This window comes from Streptomyces sp. NPDC102451 (genome assembly GCF_044765485.1).
In the GTDB taxonomy this organism is placed as follows: domain Bacteria; phylum Actinomycetota; class Actinomycetes; order Streptomycetales; family Streptomycetaceae; genus Streptomyces.
Genome location: NZ_JBIWKD010000028.1, coordinates 24,894 through 50,930 on the forward strand (window position 1 = coordinate 24,894; position 26,037 = coordinate 50,930).

The window sequence follows — 26,037 nt, forward strand, 5'->3', positions numbered from 1 at the left end:
GCGGTTACTCTCACAAACGGTCCTTTGCGCGAGCAGGATCAGAACCGAGCCGCCGGACCTCCACCGAGCCTGGATTCGTTCGCAGAACCCGTTCTCACTCAAAAGCGGGACGGAAGCCGGTTTCTTCTGAGTGGGCCGGGAGCGTCGCCCGCACAGGACGCGGGAGCCGGATTCTGAGGATCCTGGCTCTTGCGGGGTTGCAGTTGTCAGCTGCTGCGGCTGCAGCAGATCCTCGTACTGCGGGCGCTGGGCGTAGGGCTTCCCGAGGTCGGCCGGATCCTGGCTGAGCAGATCGACGAGGTGGACGCCCTGCGCGGGCACCACCGCAGACTGCTTGCCGAGCGTGACCGGCTCGATGCCCTGGCCGGCACCGTCTCCCGCACGATCGCCGAACTGGAGCAGTCCAGGAAGGACGGCACACCCATGACCGCTGTCAACCGACCGGAGAACCTGTTCGAGGGCATCCAGCCCTCTCAGTACCAGGAGAGCCTGCGTGACTTCCCCGGGCATGCCGAGGAAGTCGCCCGAAAGGTCGCGGGGATGACCCCGCAGGACGTCGAGGCCGGGCAGCGCGAGCGCACGACACAGATGATCCTGCTGGCCGACCTGATGGCCGCCGACCACCCGGCCGACGCCGAGCCCGTACAGGCCCAGATCGACGCCCAGTACCAGGCCTTGACCGAACTGCGGCCCGTGTCCGCCGAGGAGTACCGCACCATCGGACGCTCCTGCGTGGACAACGAGGCATGGCGCGCGGCGTACGAGGCGATCGCACCCGGCCTGGCCGCGTACCAGCGGGACGCCATCGAGGCGTACGTCACCACCGGCTCAGCTGACCCAGGACCGGGCCCACCACGGGGAACCATCCCCTTCATGCCCCACCGACAGGAGCACCTCGCTCGGCTTCCCGGAAGCCGAGCGAGGTGTTGCCCGTTCTCGAGTCGTCCATGTCGGGGTGCCGCACTGAGCAGGGCCTCCTGGCAGCTCGAAGGTTGTCTACGCCAACAGGCTGTCCAGAAGGCCCTGCTGCCCGCTCCTACGCTCCCGCCGCCGCTCGCGACAAGTGCTGCGGCGTGTCGTGGAACCCGACGCGGCTCAGGTCGGTGCGCACGTCGGTCGGAGCGCCAAGGAGCTTCGAGTGCTTCGCAGCATCGACGGAACCGAGATCGTGGATGGTGAGCTCGAAGTCACGATGCGCCTTGGCGTCCAGGGCCAGCGGCAGGTGGATGAGCCCGTCCCCGACCATGCGTCGTACCCCGCTGCGGCTGAGGCCGAGCCCGAGCATGAGCAGTCGCTCGACCCGGACCGGCGCGGGCAGCTCGAAGCTGACCAGGACCTTGAGCAGTGCCGGGTCGTCGAGTGCGTAGAGGGGCGTGCGGGTCTCCACCTCCCACGTACCGGTCCAGTCGAGGCGGTATCCGTTCTTCGCGGCCAGCGACTGGCTCATCGTCAGCTCCCGTACCACGGCTGGGTCATTGTTCTCGTACGCCACCAGGCGAGCGGGCTCCAGCGACGAGACATGGACGCGCTCGTGGACGGGCACCTTCGAGGTCCGGTCGCACCCTGCACAGCTCAGGAGAAGCCAGACGTCGAGGAGTTTGCCGCTCGCGTTGACACGGATCTTGCCCGAGGGACGGTGCCGGCTGCCGGAGCAGTCCGGGCAGGGGCGTACGACGGTGGGCAGCGCGGACTCACGCACGGCCCACAGGGCCTTGCGGTCAGTATTCATGGATGTGGTTGCTTTCAGGACTGACCAGGAGCTCTCGCAGGCGAGGCTGCGGCTCCTGGGATATGACGGATGCACACGAGGGCGCGAGTCATCGCCTCGGGGCCGAGTCGTCGGGCTCCGGGGTCAACCGCGCGACAGGTTGGCTTTGCTACGTGGCAGCCGTTACAGGTCCATGCCGGCGATCATGATCGAGGCCACGGCCCGCGAGCAACTCGTTTTCCACGGGCCGCCCGCCGACAGGCCGTGGCAGCGCCTCGGCCTCGTTGCAGGCAAGGCCTGGATCGCTTGGGCTGCCGCGAACCGGCCTTTGCCGTGCCCGGGGGTGTCTCAGAGATCAGTGGCTGTTGTCGTTGTTCCGATGTCGAGGGGCGTCGGTCGAACGGGAATCCCCGATCGGGCGACTTCGACCGATGCTGTGCCTGAGAGCAGGGCACCGCACCATCCGAGGGTGCGCGGCCCGTGCCGCCCGCCCGCCGCGTCGGCTGTGAAAATCCGCGTGCGGTCGCACGGGGCGCAGTGGTAGACATCCGGCGTGCAGAACACTCTGGAATTCCCTGACCTGCTGCGACTCATAGACGAACGGTCGGGCGCCTTCCGCGCCGCGGTCGCCGCCGCGCCCAGCCTCGATGTGCAGGTGCCGACCTGCCCCGGGTGGACGCTGTTCGATCTGGTGAAGCACCTGGGTGGGGGAGACCGTTTCTGGGCCGCCATCGTCGGCGCGGGGTCTGCCGACGCTCCCCCGGCCGAGGCCGTCGCTGCGCGCGCCGCTCTGGAAGTGCCGCGGGAGCGTGAGGCCCTGCCGGCCTGGCTGGCCGCGTCGACGCAGCTTCTGGTGAGCGCCCTGCGCGAGGCGGGACCGGAGAGCGGTAGCTGGACGTGGTGGCCTGCGTCGCAGTCACCGCAAACCTCCGGCGGTGTCGCCCGGCACCGGGTCCAGGAGACCGCGGTGCACACGTACGACGCCCAGCTCGCCGGGGGCGCCTCGCAGCCGCTGCCGGTCGAGGTGGCACTCGACGGTGTGGAGGAGTTCCTGTTCACCGTCTGCGCGACGCCGAGTGCCTGGCCGCACAAGCCCACGGCCTTCGACTTCCACGCCGCCGAGGGCCGCTCCTGGCGCCTCACGGTCGACGGCGGCGGTGCACGCGTCACCCGCATCCCCGCGGACACTGCCGCGACCGACGAGGACTCGGACGTAGCCGGCGCCTCTGTTCATGGCACGGCCAGTGAGTTGGTCCTCTACTTGTACGACCGTATTTCCGCCGCCTCCATGCACGTTGACGGAGACGCAGGGCTGCTCGACCTGCTCCGCGCCTGGGAGCCGGAGGAGAAATAGGACGTAGCGGCCCGGCCGGCTGCTGTTCGCGCTCTTCGCCACGCGAGCCCGCATTTGATACGGGCGGCGCTGATGTCGGGGCAGTGCGCGATCAACGCCAGGGCGGCGTCATCGTCGTCCAGGTGGGCCGGAGCGCGGGTCAGGTGTGCGACATCCCGTGAGTTCCTTTGAGCCCCGCTGAGTCCTTGTCCCTGTGGCCAGGGGGTTCTGTCTCCTTGGGGTGTTCTTCGCGCTGGTGACGTAACTTCAGGATTCTTGAAGCGTTCTCACTTCGTCCGATCGATCTGTGATCAGGGTGAAGGCGAGGAGGCTCGGGTTGGCGCTGGCGGCCGTACGTGATCTGCGCGAGTTCCGCGAACCGGTCTCGGCGGAGGAACTGGAACGGTTCGAGACCGACGTGCTAGCCGGGTTCGTCCTCGCGCGGGCTTCGGCAGGTCTGGCGGACGGCACGATCCGCGGGGACGTCGGGCACCTGGACCAGATGCGGTCCTGGTTCGGCCGACCGCTGTGGGATATGGAGCCGGCCGACGCCGACGGGGTTTTGGCGATCTGCCCGTACTCAGCGAACGCCTGGCCCATGGGGGTCGGCCGCCCCTCACGGCCGAACATCCGCAGCAAGTCGTACGCGCGGACCTGACCTGTCACCAGCGAGCCGGCCACCCGCAGCATGTCCGGCCAGTGCGTGGTGACCTTGTCAGGTTCACCTTGTTGCGGGCCAGAGCACGATGATGGCCGCGTTCCCCGACACCCCGATGGATGCTCCGCGCTCGCGCCGCGACGAGTTGACCCGCCGCGACATCGACGTCGAGCTCCGCCTCGACCGCTGGATCCACGACCTCGGCGACGCGATCGAGAAGCTGCGCCACTACGTCCCCGACGACCTCATGGCCGCCGCCCGGGGCAAGGCCGCCTCGCAGTACAACTCCACCCGCCACACCGCGAGTCTTCCGACGTCGGGAGCACTCGACTGCCAGAGGCCCGCGAGGGCAAGGCCGCCCCGCTCGCAGAGGCGTTCTGGATCAGGGCCGCACTCGCCGCGAAGGAACAGGGCACCGCCTCCGGACCGGTCGCCGCGTTCGAGCAGGCCCAGGCCACCGACCAGGACGGCGAGACGGCATGGCGCCGCAAGGTCGCCAAGGCGTACAAGCAGGCCGACGACGCCGACGCCAGGGCCCTCCTCGACTTGGTGACGGTGCCCGCATGATGCTCTGTGCCGCCCGCCGTATCACCGACGTACTCCAGCCGCGGAACGTGCTGCTCGTCGGGATGCTCGCCATCGGCCTTGCCGCCGCCGGCGACTGGACCGGGATCCCCTGGGGCCTGCTGGGTGCGCTGTGCGCCGGGATCATCCCCGCCGCCTTCATCGAGTGGCACCGCAAGCGCGGCACCTGGGGCGACCGGCACGTCGTCGACCGCACCCAGCGCGCCCCGATCTTCTTCGTGATCCTCGGCTCCATCGGAGTCGGATCCGTGGTGATGGTCCTCGGCCACGCCCCCACGGGCATCCTCGTTGCGATGCTCGCGCTGTGGGCGATGACCGTCGTCCTCCTCGCGGTGAACACCAAATGGAAGATCAGCGGACTCGGCGGTCGCGTCCGCGGTCGTCGCGATGCTCGCCGTCGTCCATTCCCCGTGGTGGATCGCCGTGTACGCCCTGGTCGTCGCCGTGTGCTGGTCGCGCGTCGCGCTGACGTACCACTCGATCGCCCAGACCGTGGCGGGCGCCTCGCTCGGCGCGGCCACTGCCGCCACGTTCCTTCTGGCGTAGGACTACGGCGCGAACGGACTGAGCCCCCTGCCCCCCTCGAACGGGACGGCAGGGGGCGCAGTGCGTGCGTCCCGGGTCTACGGGGTGAACTGCGGCAGGTCCAGTGCCGAGTTCGCGGTCCGTCCCTTGCGTCCCGCGATCCCGGTACGGGCGAGCAGAGGGAGCAGGCGAAGGGTCTGGTTGTGGAACCAGAACTGGGTCCGGGCGGACGGCGCGAGAATACGTTTCCCCTCGTCGGCGAGTGCCTGGTTCAACTCGGCGAAGGGGCGCGCTTGTTGTTCGTAGGCGGTGAACGCCTCGGTGTGGTTGCTGTGGGTGGCGAGGTGGCCGGCCAGGAGGTAGGCCCCCACGAGCGCCGTGCTGGAGCCCTGCCCGGACATGAAAGATGTGGCGTGTGCGGCGTCACCGGCCAGGGCCACGCGTCCCTGCGACCAGGTGGGCATGTGGATCTGGCTGACGACGTCGAAGAACAGGTCGTCGGCGGCGAGCATCGCCTCGACCATGCGGGGGATGTGCCAGCCGTCTCCCGCGAAGGTGTCGGCGACGAGGCGGCGCATCGTGTCGGGGTCGGTGTGGGCGCGCAGCGGGGGATCGCCGCGCTGGAAGATGAGGAAGGCGTGCAGGGTGTCGCTGTCCGCGGGGCACAGCATGCTCGCGGTTCGGCCCGGCGCGTTCCACATCAGTGCCTCGTGCGCCATACCGAACTCGTTGGGGATGGAGAATCCCGCGAAGCAGGCGCCGAGGTAGCGGTGGTAGGGCTCCTCGGGGCCGAAGGCGAGCCGGCGAGTGTTCGAGTGCAGCCCGTCCGCACCGATGACCAGGTCGAACTCCTGCTGACGGCCGCTGGTGAAGGTGACGTCCACGTGGTCGGTGTGCTGGTCGAGCGCGGCGATGGAGTCGCCGAACAACACGTCCACCCCGTCGCCGAGCGCTCCGGTCAGGGCCGTGGCCAGCGTGCCACGGGGGACCTCGATATCCCGGCCCTGGACACCGCCGCTGATCGCCTCCGGCCGGATCGACGTCAGCTTCCGGCCGGCCTCGGTGTGGAAGGTGATCTTGCGGGTGTCGACATGCGCCGCCCGCAGCTGCTCGGTGATGCCCATGCGGTCGGTCACCTGCAACGCCGTTCCCCGGATGTCGATCGGGTAGCCGCCGCCACGGAACCCGTCCGCCTTCTCCACCAGGGTGACCCGGAAGCCGGACCGGTCGAGCCAGTAGGCCAGCGCGGGACCGGCGATGCTGGCGCCCGAGACCAGGACGGTGCCCTTGCTCCTCGTATCCATGTCGGTGCCCCTGCTCAGCGGTCTGATTCCTGCCCGGCGAGGGCGCGCAGGGCGTCGTCCGCGTGCACCTGCATGCTCGTCTCGCTGCTGATGACCTTGACGACCCGGCTGTCGGGGCCGATCGCGAACGTCCACCGCTTCACCGGAGTGAACTTGCCCAGCAGACCGTGACGGGTGACCCCGAACAGCTCGGAGACGGTGCCGTCCGCGTCGGACAGCAGCGGGTAGTCGAAGGCGTGCTTGTCGGAGAACTCCTTCTGCTTGGCCACGCTGTCCTGGCTGATGCCGACCCGCTGGACGCCGGCAGCGGCGAACTCGGCCGCCAGGTCACGGAAGTGGCAGGCCTCCTTGGTGCAGCCGGCCGTCATCGCGGCCGGGTAGAAGAAGAGCGCCACCGGCCCTTCCCGCAACAGCCCTTCCAGGGAGCGCTTCACGCCGTCCTGGTCGAGCAGCTCGAACGCGGGTACAAGGTCGCCTTGCTTCATGTCGTACTCATCTCTTCCGGACTGATCAGGCCTTCGAGGCTGAATCGATGAATAGTCCCGGGGCGCGCCACTGCGCGGCCCCCGGGGGCGGACGGCCGCTCCTGGCCCTCGGCCGCCGTCGGCCGAGGCCCGGGAGCGGGGCTCAAGGGGGTGTCAGCCGATGCTGATGACGTACTTGCCCTTGCCGCGGCCCTCCGAGAACGCCTGGTGCGCCGCGGCGATGTCCTCCAGCGGGAAGACCGTGTCGACGGTCGGGCGCACCGCGTCTCCCGCGACGGCCATGGCCATGACGTCGTGGACCGCACGCTTGGGGTCACCCATGAAGGTGATCAGTCGGCCGTTGCCGTCGGCTTCGGTGTCGGCGAGGGCGCCGGTCGCGGGGTCCGGGGCGATGGCGACCATGCGGCCGCCGGGCTTGAGGAGCGCCCGGAACGCGGGGACGTCGGAGCCGACAGTGTCGAGGATGACGTCGAACGTGCCCAGCTCCTCCAGCTTGACGGTGCGGAAGTCGTAGGCATGGTGGGCGCCGAGTTCGCGGACGAAGTCGAGAGTGTCTTCTCCGGTGAGTGCGGTCACCTCGGCGCCGTGCGCGCTGCCGAGCTGTACGGCGATGTTGCCGACACCGCCCGACGCGCCTCGCACCAGGAGGGACTCCCCGGGGATCAGCTCGGCCTTCTCCACCAGCGCGGTGATGGCCGTGGTGCCCATCGGCAGGGACGCGGCCTCCACCATGCCGAGCGATTCGGGAACGATGCCCAGGCGCTCGGCCGGCACCGCCACGAACTCGGCGGCGCTGCCGAACCCGGAGGCCGCACCGAGGACACCCCACACCCGGTCCCCGACCGCCAGGTCGGTCACGTCGTCGCCAAGCTTGACGGCGACACCGACGAGGTCGAGCCCGATGCGCTGCGGGAAGTTGTCCCCGAACAGCTCCGCGTACTTGCCGGACCGTGCCGCCGTCTCCCCGCCGTTGACGCTGAGCGCACGCACCTGGACGAGTACCTCGTCGGCCTTCGGCTCGGGAACGGGAACGGTGCCGATGTACAGAACCTCGGGGCCCCCGAAGCTGTCGTAGAGGGCGGCCTTCATGGTGTCGTTCATAATTCTCACCTCGTGCGTATGCGGTGTTCGGTTCCTCCAACGTAAACTCGTAAACGGAAAACGTCGTCCGTTTCCGTGAGAGGTGAGAAGAAATGGCAGCCCAATTCTCTCGTTTCGACGCGAGCGTCGATATCGGAAGCAGTGCGGCAGGAAGTCAGCGGGCCGATGCCCGGCGCAACCGCGACCGTCTCCTGGAGGCCACCCGCGAGGTCTTCGCCGACCAGGGCATCAACGCCCCCATGACCTCCGTGGCCAGGCGTGCAGGCGTCGGAGTGGCGACGCTGTATCGGCACTTCCCCACCAGGGACGACCTGGCGCGGGCCGCGTTCACGGGGCAGATGTCCGCCTGCACCGCCGCGCTGACCCGGGCCGCCGCGGATCCTGATCCCTGGCGCGCCTTTACCGACCTGATTGAGACGGTGTGCCGGCTGCAGCGTGAGGAACGCGGATTTCCTGCGGCATTCATAGCGTCCTTTTCCCCCGACGATGTGGACGCGGCGTATGAACGGGAGCCCTCTGACCTTCAGGAGGACCTCAAAGCTCTCGTCCGGCGGGCCCAGGCCGCGGGTGTGCTGCGGCCCGACTTCCATCCCGCCGATCTGGGAATCGTGTGGCTCGCCAACGAGGGTCTCGTGACGGCGCTTCCCGACGATCCCGCAGCCTCGCGCCGGCTGGTCGCCTACCTGCTGGAGTCCTTCCGCACCGTCCCGGCCCGCGGCGCGCTCCCGCCCCCAGGCGTCGTAGAACTGGCCGACCTGGCAGACCGCCCGCGCGGGACTCGTCCATAAGCTACTGCTGCTTGAGCTGGAAGAACCCCTCCCGGAAGGGAGGGGCTCTTCTGTGCGTCGGAACTGGACGCTGTGGCGCTCCCCAGTCCCTTGCGCGGCTCCGACGTCACCGACGCGCTCAGCCGCGCACTCTTCGGTCCGGCGCAGATCTCGGGCAGCGCATACGAACTCGGGAAGCTGATCGTCAGGGCGCTCCTCAAGGCGGGCGTGTCCCTCTCCGACCAGGCAGCTCCCCCGAACAGTCTCGACCGGGCCGGATCTTGTTGTGTGCCATGCCGACCAATCCTTCCGGCCCGGCGCAGGGCCACGGGCCGGTTCCGGGGGTCTGCGGGGTGGTCTTCCGAGCAAGGTGTTGACGCCCGCCCGCACCGTCCTGCTGTTTCATAGGTGGTCACTCGTGAAACAGGCGATCACCCGGCGGTCCACCTGCGGCGATCATGTTTCATAAGTTGTTGCAAACGACTGGACGCCTGAAACGCCCTCATGAAACGGTCTGGGGCGTGAGCGACGACTTCAAGCGGTGGAATCGCACGCCTGCCTGATGTCCACCTGCGCCGCCCCCGCGGGCTCCCTGTGCCGGACCGGCAAGGGCAAGGTGGCCATCCAGTACCACACCGCCCGCTTCCGCCTCGTGCCCCAACTCGCCAAGGCTCTGAGCGTGCCGACCCCCGCCGTACGCAAGCCGGGCTCGGCATGGACCGAACTACCCCGGCCCGTGCGCGTCGGCGCCGAATCGGTCGGACGCGTCCGCCTCGGCTACGCCCGCGCCTCGACCGCCCGGCAGTCCCTGGACGCACAGCTCGACTCGCTCGGCGAGGCCGGGGTCACCCGGGTCTTCTCGGAGAAGATCTCCACCCGCGCCACCAAGCGCCCCGAGCTGGAGGCCGTCGTGAAGCTCGTCGGGGAGATCCGCTCTTCTGGTGTCGCCGCCACCCTCGTCGTGCACGAGCACAAGCGGCTCGGCCGCGGCATCGAACTCGCCATGCTCGCCGAGGAGCTGAAGGCGAGCGACGTCGGCCTGGAGTTCCTCACCGGAGAACTGAAGGGCTCACACGAGCCGTCCGGCATCGTGTTCACCGTGCTCGCGGCCATGTCTGGCATGGCGCTACACCTGCGCAACCAGGAGATGAGCCTGCGCGACATCGCCAAGCGCCTTGTCATCACCACCGGCGCGAAGAAAGGGCAGCACCCCTCGCCCGCTACCGTCATGAGGATGCTCCACGAACACGACGAACAGGCCGCCGCGACGGCAGCCACGTGATCCCCCGGCTAGTTTGCGGCTGGTGTCTGAGCTAGGACTCCAGGGCCACGAACGCGCGATGCGCGTCCGCGGCTGCTGCCCCGGCTGCCGAACCGACCGACTGTTGCCGGGCAGAAAAGACGCTGGTGCACCGGTCTGCCGCGACTGCGCAGGCATCACCCGCAACTTCCTCTGCGACCGCTGCGGCTTCGAAGGGCCCTTGCTCGGCAGGCGCCTCTGCGAACGCTGCACCCTCGCCGACACCCTCGGCCGACTCCTCGACGACGGCACCGGACGTGTCGCTCCTTCACTACAACCGTTGGTCAATGCCCTGCTGGAGATGGACGGGCCCAAGAGCCGCCTGATCTGGCTCCGCAACCCCAACGTCGTCCGCCTCCTGCGGGACCTGGCCACCGGCACCGTCCCACTCACCCACGACGGGCTGCACCAGGAAACACCCTGGCGAACTGTCGTCCACCTGCGTGACCTGCTGATGGACAGCGGCGTCCTGCCGCGCGTCGACCGGCAGCTCATGCTCTATCAGCGTTGGCTGACCGAACGGCTCGCCACCATCGAGGACCCCGAACACCGTCGTCATCTTCAGCACTTCGCCGTCTGGCACCAGATGCGGCGCCTGCGGAGCAAGGCAGAGAAAGGGCCGTTGGGACGCTCCCAGACGAGCCAGACGAAACAGGAGATCACCCAGGCCGGCGCGTTCCTCACCTGGCTTGCCGACCGAGGCCGCACCATCGAACACTGCCAGCAGGCCGACCTCGACGCCTGGCACACAGAGAAGCTGGCCACCCGGCGCCCGGCCCAGACGTTCCTGCGCTGGTGCATGAAGACGAGCCGGATGTCCCGCCTCACCCTGCCACCCCAGGTCATCAACCAGGACCAAGCGCCGCTGCACCAGCATCGCCGACTCGCCATTCTCCGGCGGGCACTCAACGACGACTCTCTGCCCCTGCGGGCCCGGGTCGCCGCCGCGCTCGTTCTCCTCTACGCGCAACCCGTCACCAGCATCGTCCGCCTCACGGTCGACGACGGGGCCACCGTCGCCGTCCGGCTGGGAGATCCGCCGTCCCCGCTCCCAAAGCCCGTCGCTGACCTCATGCGGGCCTACATCCAGTCCCGCCAGCACCTGCCCTACGTCAGCAGCAGAAGTTCACAGTGGCTCTTCCCCGGCCGCCAGCCCGGACAGCCCATGAACCCGGTGAGCCTCCAAGTCCACCTGCGAGAGATCGGCGTCCCGCCGCAGCGCGGCAGGACCTCCGCGATCCGACAACTCGTCCTCCAGGCCCCGGCTCCCGTCATCGCGAAGGCCCTCGGCTACCACGACAAGACAGCCACCCGCCTGCTTACCGAAGCCGGAGGAACCTGGAGCCGATACGCCCCTGGCGACCACTCACGGTGACGTCAGGATTGACCTCACTGAGTCCAATTATGGAAGCGCGCCCGCTTGGGACCGCACGCGCCGTGGGCGAGGGCCTTGTCGTAAGCCCGCTGCATGGCGGCGTCGGCTTCGGCCTTCGGCGCATTCATGGGGATGTAGGCCCCGGAGTAGACGACGCACGACGAGTCGTAGACCGGCCACAGCGCCCACGACCCGAACGCGACGACGGCGGCCGTCACTGTGAGCACGGCTGTGACTCGGCGGCGCGGCGTGGAGAAAGAACGGGATATCACCAGCGGATGGTACGGAAGGGCGCACAGGCAGCGGACGACTGGGGTCTTGTGCCAGCAGATGATGGCACCTTCGACGACCACACACGGTGACACCACGACTGACCTCACCGAGGAATACGCGATACCTCAACATGTGGGCCTACCAGTCAAGCGTCGGCTACAGGTCCGCAATCCAGGGGTGCCCCGGGTGTATGCGGGTGAGCAGCTCGGCCAGGTTCTCGCGCTGAGCCGAGGTCATGTGCGGGACGGTCGCCTCGAAGTCTGTTTGATCCTTTCGGCGGGCGTGCTTAGCCTTGAACAGCAGGACCAGTTCGGGCGCCAGATACGGGATGCCGTCCTGGGTGTGATGGACGATGTCGCTGTAGGGAAGCCGGATCCTCTCATCGCGTCGGCAGATCCAGGTGTCGCCGTCGTGCGGTTCGCGGAACACGTCGAGCAGGTAGTTTCCGGTGGCCGGATCGCGGAGCCATGTCTGATGCACGGCGGCCAGCACCTCCGGTGTGGCGTCCTCCCAGATCCGCCCGCTGCCTGCCGCGTCGAAGACGTATCCGGGGAAGCGGTGGCGAACCTCGGGAAAGCTCGCGGCCGGAATCGCGATCTCGATGTCTCCATGAGTGCGCGTCTGCATGCCGCGGAACAAGTCCAGCGCCCAGCCCGCGGCCACGTACCAAGGGGTGCTGATCCCGGCCATCTGCTGCGCGACCTCACTCGGGGTCCAGCAGGATGACCACCTGGCGTGGAGGGCTTCGATCTCGTCGGGTGACAGCTCGATGCCGCCGCCGGGCAGTTGCTCGCTCACCGCGGGAATCTATCAGCCGAGTCGAAGGTCCCTGGAGCCGTACGCGGAGCCGGCCCACGCAGCCGCAGCGAACCCGGCCTTGAATTCCGTGGTGATCCACCGGCTGGCGACGATGCAGGGACAGCGTGAGTGACCGCTGCGGGGGAGCGCGGCGGGTGGGTGCCGACAGCAGCGCGGCAAGGCTCTCTCCCCGGTGTGAACATCGATGAGAGAGATAACAGCAAGAAGCCCTCGCTTCGCCAGCGGGCCGGGCACCCCGGCCCCGGGCGGCTCGGAGGGGCGCAATGACCGTACCGGACCGGGATGTTGCGATTCGGTTCGACACGGACCGATACGAAAGCTGCAGCAGAAGGGGAGGGGGTACCTTCCCGCTTTTTGCTGTTATCCATCATGTCAGGACTGGATCCGTACGCTGGGGCGCATGCCGCCCACCCGTACCCGCCCGGCCGACGCCTCCACCGCGATCGGCCACTTCCTCGACGTGCTCGAAGCCCGCGGGTACATGCACGGGACGCGACGGCTGCGCGCCCACTTCCTCAACGAGTATCTGGAGCACGCCCTGAGCGAGGAGCAGAGCACCACGCTCCCCGTGGACGAGCTGATGGACCCCGCCCGCGCCGACGCCTGGCTCGCCGCCGCGGCCGCCGGCGGGACCCGCAGCCGCAACACGCTCACCGGCCCGGACGCCGTCGCCGCCAGCAACACCCAGCGCGTCCGCATCCAGACATGGAACTCCTTCGCCGAACACCTCGGCCTCCCCCTACGCCTGGAGACGCCCCCGGCCGCACACGGCGACTGGCTGGAGCCCGAGGAGTCCCACAGACTGCTGCGCACCCTCGCCGTGAAACGCCCCGTCGGCTCCAACGCCGCCACCGCGATCCGCACCGCCGCGGTGGCGGCCCTCGTCGCCGCCACGGGCCGCTCCGTACCCGGCCTCCACCGCCTGGACGTCGCCGACGTCGACCTCGAGCACCGGCCCTTCCCCCAGATCGGTCTGGACACCGGGCCGCACCCGCTCGACAAGGACACCGCCGACATCCTGCGCCGCTGGCTCGACGTCCGCGCCGGCATCACCCGGCAGCTCGAAGGCACCGACCCCGGCTACCTCTGGATCCCCACGAAACCCGGCCGCCCCCGCGGCGGCGAGGAACCCCCCAAGCCCGGACTGACCCGGGCCGCCGTACGCACCCTGCACTCCGCCCACCGCAACCTCGTCCTGCAGGTTTTCGGAGCACCCCTGCGCCCCGGGGCTCTGCTGCTGTCCCGCCCATGACGGGGGTGTGCGGGAAGCACGGGCCCTGCACGCACTGCGCGGGCTGGTGACCAGCACCGGACGGCGCTCCCGCCTGCGCCGTACTCCCGACGAAAGAAGCTACTCGGCAACCCATTCGTGTGGCCGGCCACCGTGCCACCAGACCGTATCCGGGTCATCAAGCAGGGAGGGATCCTCATCGAGGCCCGCTCTTCGCAGGAATTCGACCACGTCGCGGTCGCTGTAGGCGACGCCGATGACCTGTGTCCGGCCACGAGTCCGTACAGACACTCTGCGGCCACCATCAGCGCTCAGCTGGTGAACAGTCACGGGCGCAGTCATTCCTCCACCCTGCTCCCGGCTAGTACCTGGCGCCACCACAGTGGTGCGCCCGTAGTACGTGGCAGGCGAGACCGTCCGGTACTCCGAACCCGTGCCTCTGAACGCCGACCGGAAGGATCAGCGTCACCCCTGTCAGCGAGGTCCTGCAGGAGCCGCCGTCTCAGAGCCGGGCCTGACCACGGGGCAGTGAACGGGAGGTGTCACGTCCGGACGTGCGGCAGGGTCGCGTTCGGCGACGTGTCGGGCAACCGTGCCGACGCCGGGGCCCCCGAACGCCTCTCGGACAACCGCCCCTCCGCCAAGCTGGTTGGGAACACAACGCCGTGATGGCCTCTGCGAAGCGATCCGACCGTCAAGCGAGGGGTGACCGCAGGGCCTTCGAGGTTCGGTCGGAGCGGTCCGGCACCGAGGCGCCTTGGCGCTGCCGGGCGAGAACTGCGCTGACCGTCTTGCCGCCGGACGGTCTGCGGGTGACTGAGGTGGTGTGGGCGAGGCGGTTGACCATGGGCCAGCCGAAGCCTCCGGCGCTGCCGTTCAGGTCAGGGATGCGCATGTGCGGCGCCTGCGGGTTCCGGTCGTGCACGGCCACCTCGATGCTGCCCGGGTGCGCGGCCAGGTCCAGAGTGCAGCTGCCGCCGCCGTGGCGCAAGCCGTTGGTGACGAGCTCCGAGACGACCAGGACCACGGTGTCGGCGGCCTCGGCTGGAAGCGGATCCGCGAGACCCGCAAGGAAGTCCCGAGCGATGTCGCGTGCGACGGCGACGGACGTTGCGGATCGCGCGGGTACGACAGTGACGCTCGTCGTGTCCATCAGGTCACCTGGCCTCTGCATCGTCATGCCCGGTTGTCTGAGCGGTGCTTGTGCCCGGTCTGTGGTCCGCCAATCCTGTGTCATCGCTGTTCGAGTCAAACTACCTCTTCGTCGAACGCACGAAAATCTATGGTGACGGGAGTAGACATTGGGTGGTGGTCTGGTTATGGTTTCTCTCGTAACCCAGGAAGACAGCAGGGCCTGGCAGAAACGAACTGCCGGGCAGTAGTGCCCGAAGTTGCAGTTGGCAGGACGGTGCGGTGGTGGAGTTTCGAAGCCAGGATTGTTGGGCGGCGACGGGACTGGCGACCGGACCGGGTGGCCCGCAGTGATCAGGGGCCGCCGTGAGCAGTACCGCAGTTGACGCAGTACCCGTAAGTGCGGGACGCAGTACCCAGCAGTGAAGTCAGTGAGCAGCACCTCGGTGAAGGCGTCGGCTGCGGACGCGCGCACCGGGAAGTTCGGCAGTGGGGTTCCAAGCCAGAGCAGACGCAGGACGGGCGACGGGGCCGGCTGCCGAAGGGCGGCGCTGTCACAGGCCGCTGAGCAGTTCGCAGTACCAGCAGTACGCAGTTGATCACCGAGGAAAGAACGGAGGAGCCAGGCGCCATCAGGATCGCCCGGGCGGAAGTCTTGGGCCCGGGTACCGCAGGACATCGATAGTGAGGTGGTCTCCGGTCAAGCAACCGCGATCCCCGTACCCCCGACAGCATTCCCGTCGGGTCAGCGGAAACAGAACGCCGGCGCAGTACCAGGGCCGGCAGATGGTGTAGCAGTTCCTTCGGGGCCTTGGTGTCGTACGACACCAAGGCCCCTCGAGCGTGTTCCACAGAGAGGTGCAATGACAGCAGAGGACACCTTCGGCCGTCTCGACGACGACGACTACCCCGCCTACACCATGGGCCGGGCCGCCGAGATGATCGGCACCACCCAGGGCTTCCTCCGCGCCATCGGCGAAGCCCGCCTGATCACCCCGCTGCGCTCCGCGGGCGGGCACCGCCGCTACTCCCGCTACCAACTGCGCATCGCCGCCCGGGCCCGGGAACTCGTCGACCGCGGGACCCCGATCGAGGCCGCCTGCCGCATCGTCATCCTCGAAGACCAGCTCGAAGAAGCCCAGCGCATCAACGCCGAATACCGCCGCGCCGCCGAGTCGCCTGCGCCGGGATCTTCTCGGCGTTCTCCGGGAACCGGGCCTCCACCTCCAGCAGCGTCCAGGCCTCGATCAGGTCCTCCGGCTCCCACTCCTGCCGCACGCCGGGCTCCCTCCGGTCGTCATGACCGGACCGACGTCGCCGAGCACGGCCCCCGATGAACCCAGAAGATCGAAAACGCTGACGAGCACACCCCAGATCCACTACAGAGAGCTACGTGTCACTGCGCGGCAGCCTCGGGAGACCAGGGCCAATTCCGGATGTCCTGTCGCATTGAGGCTGTCCACCGCGAACGAGACTTCCGTGAGGCTCCGCGCTAAGCCTTGATGGGTGCGGCCGACCTGGCGGCCTGCTCGATCTTCGCGCAGTGGGCTGCACGGGCTTCCTCGTCGATCTGCTTCTCGTGTTCGGCGCGCAACCCGGTCCGGCCGTCGAGGCCCTCGCGCAGGATATCGGCGTGCCCGGCATGCCGGATGGACTCGCCGAGGACATGGACCATGATGGCGAACAGGTTCGTGTCGGCATAAGGCTCCGGCCACCATGGCACGTGGCCGGGGGCGTCGAGGGGAAGCTCGTTGATCGTCGCGTCCGAGTGGTCCCACGTGCGCCGGTAGAACCCGATGATCTGATCGGCGGTCTCGTCCTCGGCCACCCACAGATCGCTGCCGTCGGAGTCCTGCCACCGGGGCAGCCGTTCCGGGGAAGGGCGGCCGAAGACCTCGCCGAAGTACCTGGCCTCGACACCGGCCACGTGTTTGACCAGGCCGAGGAGGTTGGTCCCGGTCGCTGTCAAAGGTCGGCGGGCGTCGTATTCGGACAAGCCGTCGAGTTTCCAGAGCAGCGCCTCGCGGTCCCGCCGCAGTCTCCCGTGCATATTGTCTTTCGCGAACTCATCGATCATGCGGCATGAGCCTGCCATGGGCTGCCCGTGGTATCAAGATCCCTTACGTGGTCCGCAACGACTGGCAGAGCCGAGGCCTGACACTGGCCGCCGCCCTGACCTACGGCAAGAAGCTCGCGGAACGTGCCACGTGAGACAACGTGTGCGTCGGGCGGCCACGCGAGCACCGTAAGAGGCCCAGCACGGGCTGACGCGCCGGTGGGTGCTGCTACCAGGCGTGAAGAACCTGGTAGCAGCACCGAGGCCGCCGCCCCGTCCATCGACCCGTCAGTGGGCTGCAGTGTCAGCCCACGGGATCCGGAGGCCGTCAGGCCGCGACGAGTTCGTCCGCGAGGAACTCCTCGACGAACTTCCGCGCCCGGCGGTCGAAATCGGTGTACTGCGCCTCCCGCTCGGCGCCGGAGGCCGCTTCGCCGACCAGCAGGTTGCCCTCGGCGTCGATGCGCTGCGGTCGCTCCTCCGCGTTCAGGAGCAGGCCTACGGTGGAACGGGAGAAGCCGCAGTAGTAGGCGATGCCGTCGCTCAGGTTGGTCTCCAGGACGGACTGCATCGACTCCGCGATGGGGTCGTCGGAGGTGGCGCCGGCCAGAGCCAGCCACAGCATGCGCTTGCCCGCCAGGCGGGACTTGCTGCGGCCGTAGGCGAACCCGTAGTTCCATACGCGGTCGATCCATCCCTTGAGGACGGCGGGCACGCTCTGCCAGTACACCGGGAAGACGGCGACGACGGCATCGGCGTCGAGGACCCGCCGCATGTGGGCGTGCGTCTCGTCCGAGTACGGCTTCTCCCGGTTGCCCCAGTCCGGCTGGTCCTCCACGTTCATCCGCGGGTCGAACCCCTCGGCGTGCAGGTCGAGCAGGTCGATGCGGTATCCGGCGGCCTCGAGCTGGGCAGCCGCGCGGCGGGCGGTGTGGGCGGTGAGGGAATCGCTGCGGTGGTGCGCGACGACCACGAGGGCTGTCCTGGTGTCACTGCTGTGCTGCGGCACGGTGTCTCCCGAGGGCTCGATCTGTGCGGTGAGTCCAGTACAACCGCGGCACCGTAGATGATCCATGGGAGAAACTCTCCAGGACATAGGAGATCGTCTACTACGATTGGGCTGTGGATCCTCTGAGTTCACTGCTGAGCGGCATCCGGGCCGAGGGCTCGGTCGTCAGCCACGCCGTCCTGACGGCGCCCTGGAGTATCACCTTCGCCGACGCCGCTCCGCTCACCATGGTCACCGTGCTGCGAGGTGGCGGCACGCTGCTGCTGTCCGACGGCAACGAGCGGGCGATCGGCCCGGGCGACACGGCCATCGTCCAGGGCCCCGCACGGTTCCGCCTCGCTGACGAGCCTGCCACGGTCCACCGCCCCCACAGCGTGTACGAGATCAACTGCTTCACCGCGGACCCCGCGTGTACCGGCGAGGAACTCGACGGGATCCACTGGGGCACCGGCCCGGAGGGAGCGACCGCGCTGATCGTGGGCGCCTACCGCGCCTCGGGGCACCGCCACGAACGGCTCCTGCGCGCCCTGCCGCCCGTCCTGGTCGTCGCCGAGGACGCCGAGGTCTGCGCCTGGCTGGAGAGCTCCGCCGCCGATGCCGCCCGGCTCTCCGCCGGTTCACAGGCGCTGATGGACCGGCTCCTCGACTGGGCTCTGGTCTGCACGCTGCGCACCTGGTTCGACCGGGCGGGCGCCGACGCGCCCGGCTGGTACCGCGGCCTCGCCGACCCGGTCCTCGCCCCCGCCCTGCACGCGTTCCACGGGCGGCCCGCCGAGAGCTGGACGGTCGCGTCGCTGGCCGCTCAAGCCGGCGTCTCCCGGGCACTGTTCGCCCGGCGCTTCACCGAGCTGATGGGCCGTCCGCCCCTCACGTACCTCACCGAGTGCCGCATGGCCGACGCCGAGGCGCTCCTGGCCGACACCGACCTCAGCATCGCCCAGATCGCCAAGGCCGTCGGCTACGCCGATGCCTTCGGCTTCAGCACCGCCTTCAAACGCCACAAGGGCCTCAGCCCCAGCACGTTCCGCACCGCGGCGGCGTGAGTCACGGCTCCGGTGAGACACCGGCCGACCTGGAGGTCATGCCTGCAGGCGCCTGATCCACGGGTGAGGTCCGTACGTCGTGGAGATCGCATCGACGAGCCAACGTCGTTGCTGATCCGTGAGCACGGGCAGCGCAGCGTCGAAGTCCTCTTCATCCTTGGGCCGAGGTGCCCTGGCCTTGTAGTAGAGCTGCACGTCCGGGGCGAGAAAGGGAACACCGTCGGCCGAGGCCATCCCCAGCGTTCCAGTGGCAGGACCTCGTCCGACGCCCACGGACGCAGGCTTCCCGGTGGATCGGCGGCCCACCATTGCCGGCCCGGCAGAGCCTGCTGGGCCATGAGCTGGTCACGCCGCAGCAGCAGGACGTCCACGTCCCCATGGCTCCGGATTCGGCGGCCCGCTGCGAGCTCGATCGCAAGGCCTCCGGCCACCCACCAGCGGGAATCCAAGCCGGAGAACCTCGCGACAACCTCGCTCAGAGAGGCGGGATCCCACCTGCCGAACGGAGCCCGGAGACGTGTCATGTCGCTCATTCTCCCGTGGCTGCCCTTGAGCCGACGTACACCCCCGTTGATCAAACGCCGTTGATCGCACGTCGTTGATCACGAGCCGTTGTACGTCCAAGAGGTCCTGGAGCGCGTCCTACGCAACGTCAGGTCGTGTCATCAGCGGCGACCGCACGTGCAGTTCCAGGCTGGGGCCGGTCAGGGGCGGGGTGCTCCAGGTCGCCGTCGCGGTTCCCGCGTCGGCGTCGACGGCCAGCCGGACGCGGTGCGGCGTGGTGATGACGTACAGATCGGCGACGTAGGCGCTGCCCTGCCAGGCACCGGCCGCGACGACCGGCCGGCCGAGCGGGGCGCTCTCCCGCCAGTCACCGTGGCCGACCTCGATGTCGAAGAGCGACTCGAATCGTACGAGCCATCCGCCGTCGGTGGGATCGACGGTGACCGTCGTTCCGTCGGGCAGGGCCGACCCCTCGGCCGAGGCGTCGAGTTTCGCGCCGACCGCACGCCCCGGGTCGGCCGAACCCAGCACCGGCGGCAAGGAGAGCTGCCGCAGCCGATCGGCGAGGATCTCGTCGTCCTGGGCGCTTCCCGCGTGCCCCACGCCGGGCAGCAGACACTCCCGGACCGCGTCCAGCACGTCCTGGGACTCTCCTTGGGCGGTCACGGCGACGACGAGATCGTGGGACGGGACCACCACACACTGCTGCCCATAGGAGCCATGGCCGTGGTAGCCGTGACGCGACATCCAGAACTGGTAGCCGTAGCCGTAGGAGAAGTCAGCCTGGTCCGATCCGTCCAGGATCCACTCGCTGTCGATGTGCCGACTGGTCGCCAGCTCCACCCACTCGCGTGGTACCAGCTGTTGGCCTCCCCACATGCCTCCGCGCCGCAGCAGTTCACCGAAGGCGGCGACGCCCTCGGTCGTCAAGTGCAGTCCGTGGAATCCGAAGGCGGCGCCACTGGCCACCCGGTCCCACTCCGCGTGGGCGATACCCATCGGCGTAAAGAGGCGCTCGTCGAGGAACTCCGGAAGACCGCGGCCCGTGACCCGCTCCACCATCCGGGCCAGGATGTAGGTGGTCGAGTTGTCGTAGACGTGCCGCGTTCCCTCAGCCGCGGCGAACGGCAGGCTCAGGAAGCCCTTCACCAGGTCGTCGGGTTCCCGCTCCCACGCCTCGGCGAGGCTGTCGGTGGGGTGCCCCGACGTCATGGACAGCAGGTGGTGAACGGTGATGCGGCGCCCCTGCTCCGAGACGTCGGCCGGGACGCGGTCGGGCAGCACGTCCACCACGCGGTCGTCCAGCGAGAGCAGCCCGTCGCCGATCGCGAGCCCCACGGCGATCGACGTGAACGACTTGGTCAGCGAGTAGAGCAGGTGCGGGCGGTCGGCCGAGTACGGCGCCCACCAGCCTTCGGCCACGACGTGACCGCGGTGCACGACCATGATGGAGTGGCTCTCGCCCGATCGCGCTTCGATCCTGTCCAGCATCGCGGAGATCGAACGGGACGATATCCCCGAGGCGGCAGGCGCCGAACGGGGAAGCAGGGTGCGCTGAGACGGCATTGCGGCTTTCTAGCACATCCATACGGACCCGGGTTCGACTGCGAGTGGGACGTCGAGCCGGACTTCGGACGCGCCGCCGACGGACAGCACATCTCCCCGTGACGGAACGGCTGCCTCGGGACTGGTGAGCTCGCAGTTCAGGTATCGCGTATTCCGCGGACGGGGCCGGTTCAAGGCCCGGATCCCCTCAGCAGATATTCGAATGCGGGTGCAGCGGTCGCGCTCTAGGCTGCGCCCTCGGGGGAGATCGAGGCCCTCTATGGACCGTCAGTTGATCGGAGATGCACAGGGTATGACCAGTCAACTGTTCGCGATCTGCTTCAACGCGACCCGGCCGTCGGACCTGGCACGGTTCTGGTCCGGGGTCCTGGGCTGGGAGCCGGCCGGCGGTCCGGACGACGACGTCGCGATCCTGCCCCCCGACAGCACCGGGTTCCGCATCCGTTTCCTGCCGAGCCAGGAGCCGAAGACCGGCCAGAACCGGGCACACTTCGACCTGACGAGCGCCTCCCCGGAGGGCCAGCAGCAAACAGTGGCCAGGGCGCTGGAATTCGGCGGGAAGCACATCGACGTAGGCCAGCGCCCGGAGGAGGGGCACGTGGTGCTCGCCGATCCGGACGGCAACGAGTTCTGCGTCATCGAGGCCGGCAACAAGTTCCTCGCCGACACCGGCTTCATCGGCGCGCTGGCCTGCGACGGTACGCAGGAAGTCGGCTACTTCTGGAGCAAGGCGCTGCAGTGGCCGCTGGTCTGGGACCAGGACCAGGAGACCGCGATCCAATCCCCGGACGGCGGTACGAAGATCACGTGGGGCGGCCCCCCGGTGGCGCCGAAGACGGGCCCGAACAGGCTGCGGTTCGAGCTGGCACTCCCCGCCGACGCCGACCAGGAGGCGGAGGTCGACCGTCTGCTCTCGCTCGGCGCGACACGCGCCGGCACCGGCGACGGCAGCCAGGTGCTGATGCTTGACCCCGACGGCAACGAGTTCTCCGTACGGACGCACCGGTAGGAGCTGCGGTCGCGGGTGGCGGGCGGGCCGGGAGTCGGACGAGCTGCTGGTCGTAGAGCTGCTGTGCTGATCCGAGCCGTCAGCCCGAACCCGCGACCAGCGCCTCGCCGAGCGGGGTGCGCCGGTAGAGCACCGACCGTCCGGACCGGGCGCGGACGAGCAGCCCCGCGCCTCGCAGGATGGCGAGGTGGTCTCCTACCGCGCCGGGTGCCATGGCGAGGCTTCGGGCGAGGTGGCTGGTACTGGCTGGGGCATCCAGCGCCAACAGCAGCCGTGCTCGGGCCCGGCCGACCAGAGCGGTCAGCGCGTCCGGTTGGGGTGCAGCTTCCTGCCCGCCCCACAGGGCGGCGGTGCCTCGGGCACGGTAGACCAAGGTCCTGGGCCAGGGGTCTTCCAGGTGGGCGGCGATATGCCCGACGAAGACCGAAGGGATCAGCAGCAGCCCGTCGCCGGTGAGGCGGACTGTTCCGCCTCGGAAGAAGTCGATCTCGATACCGCCGGCGCGCCAGGCGATGCCCGGGTGCAGGTTCTCGATGGTCGTGGCCCATCCGTGTTCGCCGATCACACCCACCCGGTGCACGACATCGCGCTCACAGATCGCGCGCAGTTGCGGCCAGTCCGCGGCGAGCAGCTTGTGCCATGCCTGGTCCATCGCCTCGGCGATCCTGGAGACGGCGTCCGGCGAGTCCAGCACCGCGCGAACGCGGGGATCGCGGGTGGACGGGCCGGTCGCGGTGGTGGCGAATTCGTGGCGGGCCGCTTCCAGCGGTGTGGCCCTGAGCACGGCCAGGTCGTCCGCCCAGGTCTGGTTGAGACCGCGCGGAGGCGGGGCGACGAAGTTCGGTCCGCCGTGCGGGGCCTGGAGAGCGAGGGCCGCGTCCAATTCGGTCTCGCGGCGCAGCCGTTCAAAGGCCGGCAGGAGCCGGGCGGCCCAAGCTCGCGGCAGCGGCTGGCCCTGGCCGATGAGCGAGCGCAGCAGCAAGCAGAGGTCCAGCGCGGGCGACAGTGCGAAGCGGCTGCGCAGCAGGTCCTCGACGGAGACTTCGAAGCGCAGCACCCGGTCATGCTACCGAGATGTTGTTCCGATTCGTCCAGCGACGAATCATTGGTGAGCGGCGTGGGCGCACGGCGAGGCTGGCCGTCATGACCTCAACCGCCGACCCCGCGCAGGGCAACCACCGTGCCACCTATCGGGAGGTGCTGGCCGAGCCGCGATTCCGGCTGCTCTTCTCGACCCGCACCGTCGCGATCACTGCGGACGCGCTGCGGATCACCACGTTCTCGGTGCTGGTCTTCTCGGCCACCGGCTCCGCCCTGCTGAGCGCACTGGCCTTCGGCATCGGCTTCATCCCCCAGCTGTTCGGCTCGCTGCTGCTGGGCTCACTGGCCGACCGACTGCCGCCCCGTGCGCTCATCACCGGCGGCTACGCCTTGACGTGCGCCGCCGCCCTGCTGCTCGCCCTGGTGCGGATGCCGATCGCGGCAAGCCTCGGTGTCGTGGCGCTGGTCGCCCTCGCCACACCCGTGTTTCACGGCGCGTCGAGTCGGCTGGTCGCGCAGTCGCTGGAGGGCGACGCCTATGTACTGGGCCGTTCACTGAACAACATCGCTGCCTCCGGCGCGCAATTGTTCGGTCTGGCGCTGGGAGGTGCGGTCGTCGCGGCACTCGGCCCGCGCCGGGCGCTCGCGGTCAGCGCCGCCCTCTACCTCGGCTGCGCGCTCGCTGTCCGCATCCGGCTGCCCCACCTGCGGCCAGGAGAATTCGGCGGGGCCCGGGGCGACGGCGGGGCCGTCCGGGCAAGCCTGCGCGGTGCCGGCCTGCTGCTGCGTGGGCGCACGGTGCGACGACTGATGCTGGCCCAGTGGCTGCCGCCCGCGTTCGTGGCGGGCGCGGAAGGCCTGATCGTCGCCTACGCCGGAGCACGCCACTTCGCGCCCGGCTCGTACGCGGTGCTGATGGGCTGTCTGCCGGTCGGCATGCTGGTCGGCGACCTGCTGGTGGGCCGACTGCTACGGCCACTCACCCGGGAGCGACTGGTGGTCCCGTTGATCGCGCTGATGGGACTGCCGCTGGTCGGCTTCGCTGCCGAGCCCGGAGTGGGCGTCTCGTCCTGTCTGCTGCTGCTCTGCGGCTTCGGATTCGCCTACGGTCTCGGCCTGCAACGGCCGTTCCTGGAAGCCCTGCCGCAAGACGGCCAGGGCCAGGCCTTCGGTCTGCTCGGCTCCGGCGGCATGACGCTGCAGGGCGTCGGGCCGGCCTGCTTCGGTTCGGTGGCCGCAGGCATCGGAACAGGCGGCGCAATGGCCCTGGCAGGCGGCGCGGCGGCGCTCACCGCCGGCTGGATCCTCACCTGGCAGCCGCCCTCCTCGCCGGTCCCCGTACCGAACTGCTCCGGCCTCGGGGGACATCGGTACGGCGGTTGACGCTGAGAACGATCATGGTTCGGTCGGTGCGATGGCTCTGAGCCCGTGGTGATTCATGGATTCGATGCGGACCGATACAGCGGGCGGGTGGCGAAGTTGCGTACAGCGGGCGACCAGGTCCTGTCGCTATGCCGTGCGGCGGCATCCGACGAGGAGGGTTGCGACCATGTGCTTGGCATCGGCCTGGTCGTAGTCGGGGCCGGTGATGCAGAGGTTTCCGATGGCGCGCATGAGTGTGTAGGCGGTGAAGCCGGGGTTGAGTTCGTCGGCGGCGGTGCAGGCGTCGAGCAGCGTTGCGCAGGCCGGGACCAGGGTGTCGAGCATGAGGGCGTGGAGGTTCTCCAGCCCTGGATCACCGGACCCCAGGGCGGCACCGAGGCCGTGCTTGGTTACCAGGAACTCCACGAACGCGTCCGCCCAGCGGGTCAGGGCGGTGAACGGGGAGGCCGAGTCCTCCAGGAGCTGGGGCGCGAGTGCGGTGCAGGTGTCGATCTGGTGCCGGTAGACGGCGGTGACGAGGTCCGCCCGGGTCGGGAAGTTCCGGTAGATGGTGCCGACGCCGACGCCGGCGCGTTCGGCGATGTCACGGATGGGGGCTTGGACGCCCTGGGTCACGAAGACCGCCGATGCGGCCGCCAGCACGCCGCTGCGGGTGCGCTGTGCCTGCGCTTGACGTACTCCGCCCGATTCAGGCACGAGACTCTCCCTTTACTCGCGGAACAATGTTCCGCTAGATTGGCGGAACGGCGCTCCGCCAAAGTATGGCAGAGCGATCCCATAGAGAAGGCGCAGGACCCCCATGTCTTCCAGCCACCCCGATCAGCGGATCGTCGCGGTCAAGCCCATCACCGTTCCCGCGCCCGGCCGCGGCGTCGACCTCCAGGTGAAGGTCACCGCCCCACTGTCAGGCCAGAACCTTCCCGTCATCGTGTTCTCCCATGGCAACGCATGGTCCCTGGACGGATACGAACCCCTCGCCGACCGGTGGGCAGCCGCCGGATTCGTCGTCGTGCAGCCCACCCACCTGGACTCCCGCCGCAACGGCATCGGGTGGGACGACCCCCGCTTCGCCACCATCTGGCGCGTCCGGATTTCCGACCTCCACGCGGTCCTCGACGGCCTCGGTGACATCCTTCTCCAGGTCGGCGGCTTGGAGACCCGTGTCGACCATGAGCGCATCGCGATCGTCGGCCACTCCTGGGGCGCCCAAACCGCTGGCGCGATCCTGGGCGCGCGCGTGTTCGACGCCGACGGCATTTCCGGAGAGGACTTCTCCCACTCCGCGGTCTCGGCCGGCGCGCTGATCGCCGCGACCGGAACCGGCGACACGCTCACCCCGTTCGCTGTCGAACACCTTCCGTTCATGAGGCCGGACTACTCCACCATGACCACCCCGGCCCTGGTCATCGCGGGCGGCAAGGACCAGTCCCAGCTTTCCACCCGGGGACCGGAGTGGTTCACCGACGCCTACCACCTCAGCCCGTCCCCGAAGAGCCTGCTCGCCATCGCCGAGGGCGAGCACACCCTGGGCGGCCTCGCCGGCGAGATGGTCGCCGAGACCACCGACGAGGACCCCGCCCGCGTCGCTCTCGTCGCCGACGCGATCTCCGCCTACTTCCACGACGCCTTCAAGCTCGACGACTCCGCGTGGGCCGCCCTCAACAACGCCGCTGCGGCCGGCGACGGCACGTGGAGCATCGCCAGCAAGTGAACCCATCCAGACCGCGCTGTCGACCGAGCCGGGTGCGCGCGGAGCGGGCCCACCGGTCCACACCAACCGCGGCTGCCTGCGTCGAGGCGGAATTCGCTGCACGATTCCGAGGAAGCCCGA

General features: G+C 69.1%; 22 protein-coding genes and 6 pseudogenes. 14 read left to right on the forward strand and 14 right to left on the reverse strand.

Annotated elements, in window-relative coordinates; all coding sequences use genetic code 11:
* Window positions 1–207: 207 nt before the first annotated feature.
* Window positions 208–825, forward strand: a pseudogene (locus ACIRD8_RS35725) (TipAS antibiotic-recognition domain-containing protein); the annotation flags it as partial.
* Between the two features lie 211 nt (window positions 826–1,036).
* Here ACIRD8_RS35725 and ACIRD8_RS35730 read toward each other — a convergent pair.
* A complete protein-coding gene (locus tag ACIRD8_RS35730) occupies window positions 1,037–1,729 on the reverse strand; it encodes a DUF1062 domain-containing protein (protein WP_404001302.1) in 693 nt (230 codons plus the stop codon).
* Between the two features lie 532 nt (window positions 1,730–2,261).
* Here ACIRD8_RS35730 and ACIRD8_RS35735 point away from each other — a divergent pair.
* The gene (locus ACIRD8_RS35735) at window positions 2,262–3,062 is read left to right on the forward strand and encodes a maleylpyruvate isomerase family mycothiol-dependent enzyme (protein ID WP_404001305.1); all 801 of its coding nucleotides are present in this window, start codon (window positions 2,262–2,264) and stop codon (window positions 3,060–3,062) included.
* A 537-nt stretch (window positions 3,063–3,599) separates the two neighbouring features.
* On the opposite strand, the pseudogene ACIRD8_RS35740 reads toward ACIRD8_RS35735, so the two are convergent.
* Window positions 3,600–3,787, reverse strand: a pseudogene (locus tag ACIRD8_RS35740) (Tn3 family transposase); the annotation flags it as partial.
* 27 nt (window positions 3,788–3,814) lie between these two features.
* Here ACIRD8_RS35740 and ACIRD8_RS35745 point away from each other — a divergent pair.
* Together ACIRD8_RS35745 and ACIRD8_RS35750 are read left to right on the forward strand one after the other, a co-directional pair.
* On the forward strand, window positions 3,815–4,252 hold the full coding sequence (locus ACIRD8_RS35745; protein WP_404001308.1) for a DUF6545 domain-containing protein: 438 nt from the start codon (window positions 3,815–3,817) through the stop codon (window positions 4,250–4,252).
* Window positions 4,253–4,262: 10 nt separating this feature from the next.
* Window positions 4,263–4,830 (forward strand): annotated as a pseudogene (locus ACIRD8_RS35750) (hypothetical protein).
* A gap of 77 nt (window positions 4,831–4,907) precedes the next feature.
* On the opposite strand, the gene ACIRD8_RS35755 reads toward ACIRD8_RS35750, so the two are convergent.
* The 3 genes from ACIRD8_RS35755 to ACIRD8_RS35765 form a co-directional block, all read right to left on the reverse strand.
* A complete protein-coding gene (locus ACIRD8_RS35755) occupies window positions 4,908–6,113 on the reverse strand; it encodes an FAD-dependent monooxygenase (RefSeq protein ID WP_404001310.1) in 1,206 nt (401 codons plus the stop codon).
* Window positions 6,114–6,127: 14 nt separating this feature from the next.
* Window positions 6,128–6,598 carry a peroxiredoxin gene (locus ACIRD8_RS35760; RefSeq protein WP_404001313.1) on the reverse strand — a complete coding sequence of 157 codons (471 nt, stop codon included), beginning with the start codon at window positions 6,596–6,598 and terminating at the stop codon, window positions 6,128–6,130.
* 153 nt (window positions 6,599–6,751) lie between these two features.
* A complete protein-coding gene (locus ACIRD8_RS35765; protein WP_404001316.1) occupies window positions 6,752–7,699 on the reverse strand; it encodes an NADP-dependent oxidoreductase in 948 nt (315 codons plus the stop codon).
* 92 nt (window positions 7,700–7,791) lie between these two features.
* On the opposite strand from ACIRD8_RS35765, the gene ACIRD8_RS35770 reads away from it, so the two are divergent.
* From ACIRD8_RS35770 to ACIRD8_RS35780, 3 genes are all read left to right on the forward strand, one after another.
* Entirely contained in the window at window positions 7,792–8,487 is a 696-nt protein-coding gene (locus ACIRD8_RS35770; protein WP_404001319.1) for a TetR/AcrR family transcriptional regulator, read from the forward strand.
* Window positions 8,488–9,028: 541 nt separating this feature from the next.
* Window positions 9,029–9,748, forward strand: a complete 720-nt coding sequence (locus tag ACIRD8_RS35775; protein ID WP_404001322.1) for a recombinase family protein — start codon at window positions 9,029–9,031, stop codon at window positions 9,746–9,748.
* Window positions 9,749–9,770: 22 nt separating this feature from the next.
* Complete coding sequence (locus ACIRD8_RS35780; protein ID WP_404001325.1) at window positions 9,771–11,141, forward strand: hypothetical protein; 1,371 nt, start codon at window positions 9,771–9,773, stop codon at window positions 11,139–11,141.
* Window positions 11,142–11,155: 14 nt separating this feature from the next.
* Here the strand turns inward: ACIRD8_RS35780 and ACIRD8_RS35785 are convergent, their stop codons facing one another.
* Together ACIRD8_RS35785 and ACIRD8_RS35790 are read right to left on the reverse strand one after the other, a co-directional pair.
* Window positions 11,156–11,413, reverse strand: a complete 258-nt coding sequence (locus tag ACIRD8_RS35785; RefSeq protein ID WP_404001329.1) for a hypothetical protein — start codon at window positions 11,411–11,413, stop codon at window positions 11,156–11,158.
* Window positions 11,414–11,570: 157 nt separating this feature from the next.
* On the reverse strand, window positions 11,571–12,212 hold the full coding sequence (locus ACIRD8_RS35790) for a nucleotidyltransferase domain-containing protein (protein WP_404001332.1): 642 nt from the start codon (window positions 12,210–12,212) through the stop codon (window positions 11,571–11,573).
* Between the two features lie 421 nt (window positions 12,213–12,633).
* On the opposite strand from ACIRD8_RS35790, the gene ACIRD8_RS35795 reads away from it, so the two are divergent.
* A complete protein-coding gene (locus ACIRD8_RS35795; RefSeq protein ID WP_404001335.1) occupies window positions 12,634–13,485 on the forward strand; it encodes a hypothetical protein in 852 nt (283 codons plus the stop codon).
* 745 nt (window positions 13,486–14,230) lie between these two features.
* Here the strand turns inward: ACIRD8_RS35795 and ACIRD8_RS35800 are convergent.
* A pseudogene (locus tag ACIRD8_RS35800) lies at window positions 14,231–14,617 on the reverse strand (ATP-binding protein); the annotation flags it as partial.
* A gap of 841 nt (window positions 14,618–15,458) precedes the next feature.
* On the opposite strand from ACIRD8_RS35800, the pseudogene ACIRD8_RS35805 reads away from it, so the two are divergent.
* Window positions 15,459–15,788: pseudogene (locus ACIRD8_RS35805) on the forward strand (MerR family transcriptional regulator); the annotation flags it as partial.
* A gap of 299 nt (window positions 15,789–16,087) precedes the next feature.
* Here the strand turns inward: ACIRD8_RS35805 and ACIRD8_RS35810 are convergent.
* Window positions 16,088–16,672: a DinB family protein gene (locus ACIRD8_RS35810; RefSeq protein ID WP_404001338.1), complete on the reverse strand. Its 585-nt coding sequence runs from the start codon at window positions 16,670–16,672 to the stop codon at window positions 16,088–16,090.
* A 5-nt stretch (window positions 16,673–16,677) separates the two neighbouring features.
* Here ACIRD8_RS35810 and ACIRD8_RS35815 point away from each other — a divergent pair, with 5 nt between their 5' ends.
* Complete coding sequence (locus ACIRD8_RS35815; RefSeq protein ID WP_404001341.1) at window positions 16,678–16,806, forward strand: hypothetical protein; 129 nt, start codon at window positions 16,678–16,680, stop codon at window positions 16,804–16,806.
* Between the two features lie 173 nt (window positions 16,807–16,979).
* Here the strand turns inward: ACIRD8_RS35815 and ACIRD8_RS35820 are convergent, their stop codons facing one another.
* Window positions 16,980–17,660, reverse strand: a complete 681-nt coding sequence (locus ACIRD8_RS35820) for an NAD(P)H oxidoreductase (RefSeq protein WP_404001344.1) — start codon at window positions 17,658–17,660, stop codon at window positions 16,980–16,982.
* 113 nt (window positions 17,661–17,773) lie between these two features.
* Here ACIRD8_RS35820 and ACIRD8_RS35825 point away from each other — a divergent pair, with 113 nt between their 5' ends.
* On the forward strand, window positions 17,774–18,703 hold the full coding sequence (locus ACIRD8_RS35825) for an AraC family transcriptional regulator (RefSeq protein WP_404001347.1): 930 nt from the start codon (window positions 17,774–17,776) through the stop codon (window positions 18,701–18,703).
* Window positions 18,704–18,739: 36 nt separating this feature from the next.
* Here ACIRD8_RS35825 and ACIRD8_RS35830 read toward each other — a convergent pair.
* Window positions 18,740–19,227: pseudogene (locus tag ACIRD8_RS35830) on the reverse strand (nucleotidyltransferase domain-containing protein).
* Window positions 19,228–19,345: 118 nt separating this feature from the next.
* Entirely contained in the window at window positions 19,346–20,698 is a 1,353-nt protein-coding gene (locus ACIRD8_RS35835) for a serine hydrolase domain-containing protein (RefSeq protein ID WP_404001350.1), read from the reverse strand.
* A gap of 367 nt (window positions 20,699–21,065) precedes the next feature.
* Here ACIRD8_RS35835 and ACIRD8_RS35840 point away from each other — a divergent pair, with 367 nt between their 5' ends.
* Window positions 21,066–21,782, forward strand: a complete 717-nt coding sequence (locus ACIRD8_RS35840) for a VOC family protein (RefSeq protein ID WP_404001353.1) — start codon at window positions 21,066–21,068, stop codon at window positions 21,780–21,782.
* Between the two features lie 79 nt (window positions 21,783–21,861).
* On the opposite strand, the gene ACIRD8_RS35845 is transcribed toward ACIRD8_RS35840, so the two are convergent.
* Complete coding sequence (locus tag ACIRD8_RS35845) at window positions 21,862–22,839, reverse strand: winged helix-turn-helix domain-containing protein (protein ID WP_404001356.1); 978 nt, start codon at window positions 22,837–22,839, stop codon at window positions 21,862–21,864.
* An 86-nt stretch (window positions 22,840–22,925) separates the two neighbouring features.
* Here ACIRD8_RS35845 and ACIRD8_RS35850 point away from each other — a divergent pair, with 86 nt between their 5' ends.
* Window positions 22,926–24,206, forward strand: a complete 1,281-nt coding sequence (locus ACIRD8_RS35850; RefSeq protein ID WP_404001358.1) for an MFS transporter — start codon at window positions 22,926–22,928, stop codon at window positions 24,204–24,206.
* 126 nt (window positions 24,207–24,332) lie between these two features.
* On the opposite strand, the gene ACIRD8_RS35855 is transcribed toward ACIRD8_RS35850, so the two are convergent.
* A complete protein-coding gene (locus ACIRD8_RS35855; RefSeq protein ID WP_404001361.1) occupies window positions 24,333–24,902 on the reverse strand; it encodes a TetR/AcrR family transcriptional regulator in 570 nt (189 codons plus the stop codon).
* A 103-nt stretch (window positions 24,903–25,005) separates the two neighbouring features.
* On the opposite strand from ACIRD8_RS35855, the gene ACIRD8_RS35860 reads away from it, so the two are divergent.
* The gene (locus ACIRD8_RS35860) at window positions 25,006–25,917 is read left to right on the forward strand and encodes an alpha/beta hydrolase family protein (protein ID WP_404001364.1); all 912 of its coding nucleotides are present in this window, start codon (window positions 25,006–25,008) and stop codon (window positions 25,915–25,917) included.
* Window positions 25,918–26,037 lie beyond the last annotated feature (120 nt).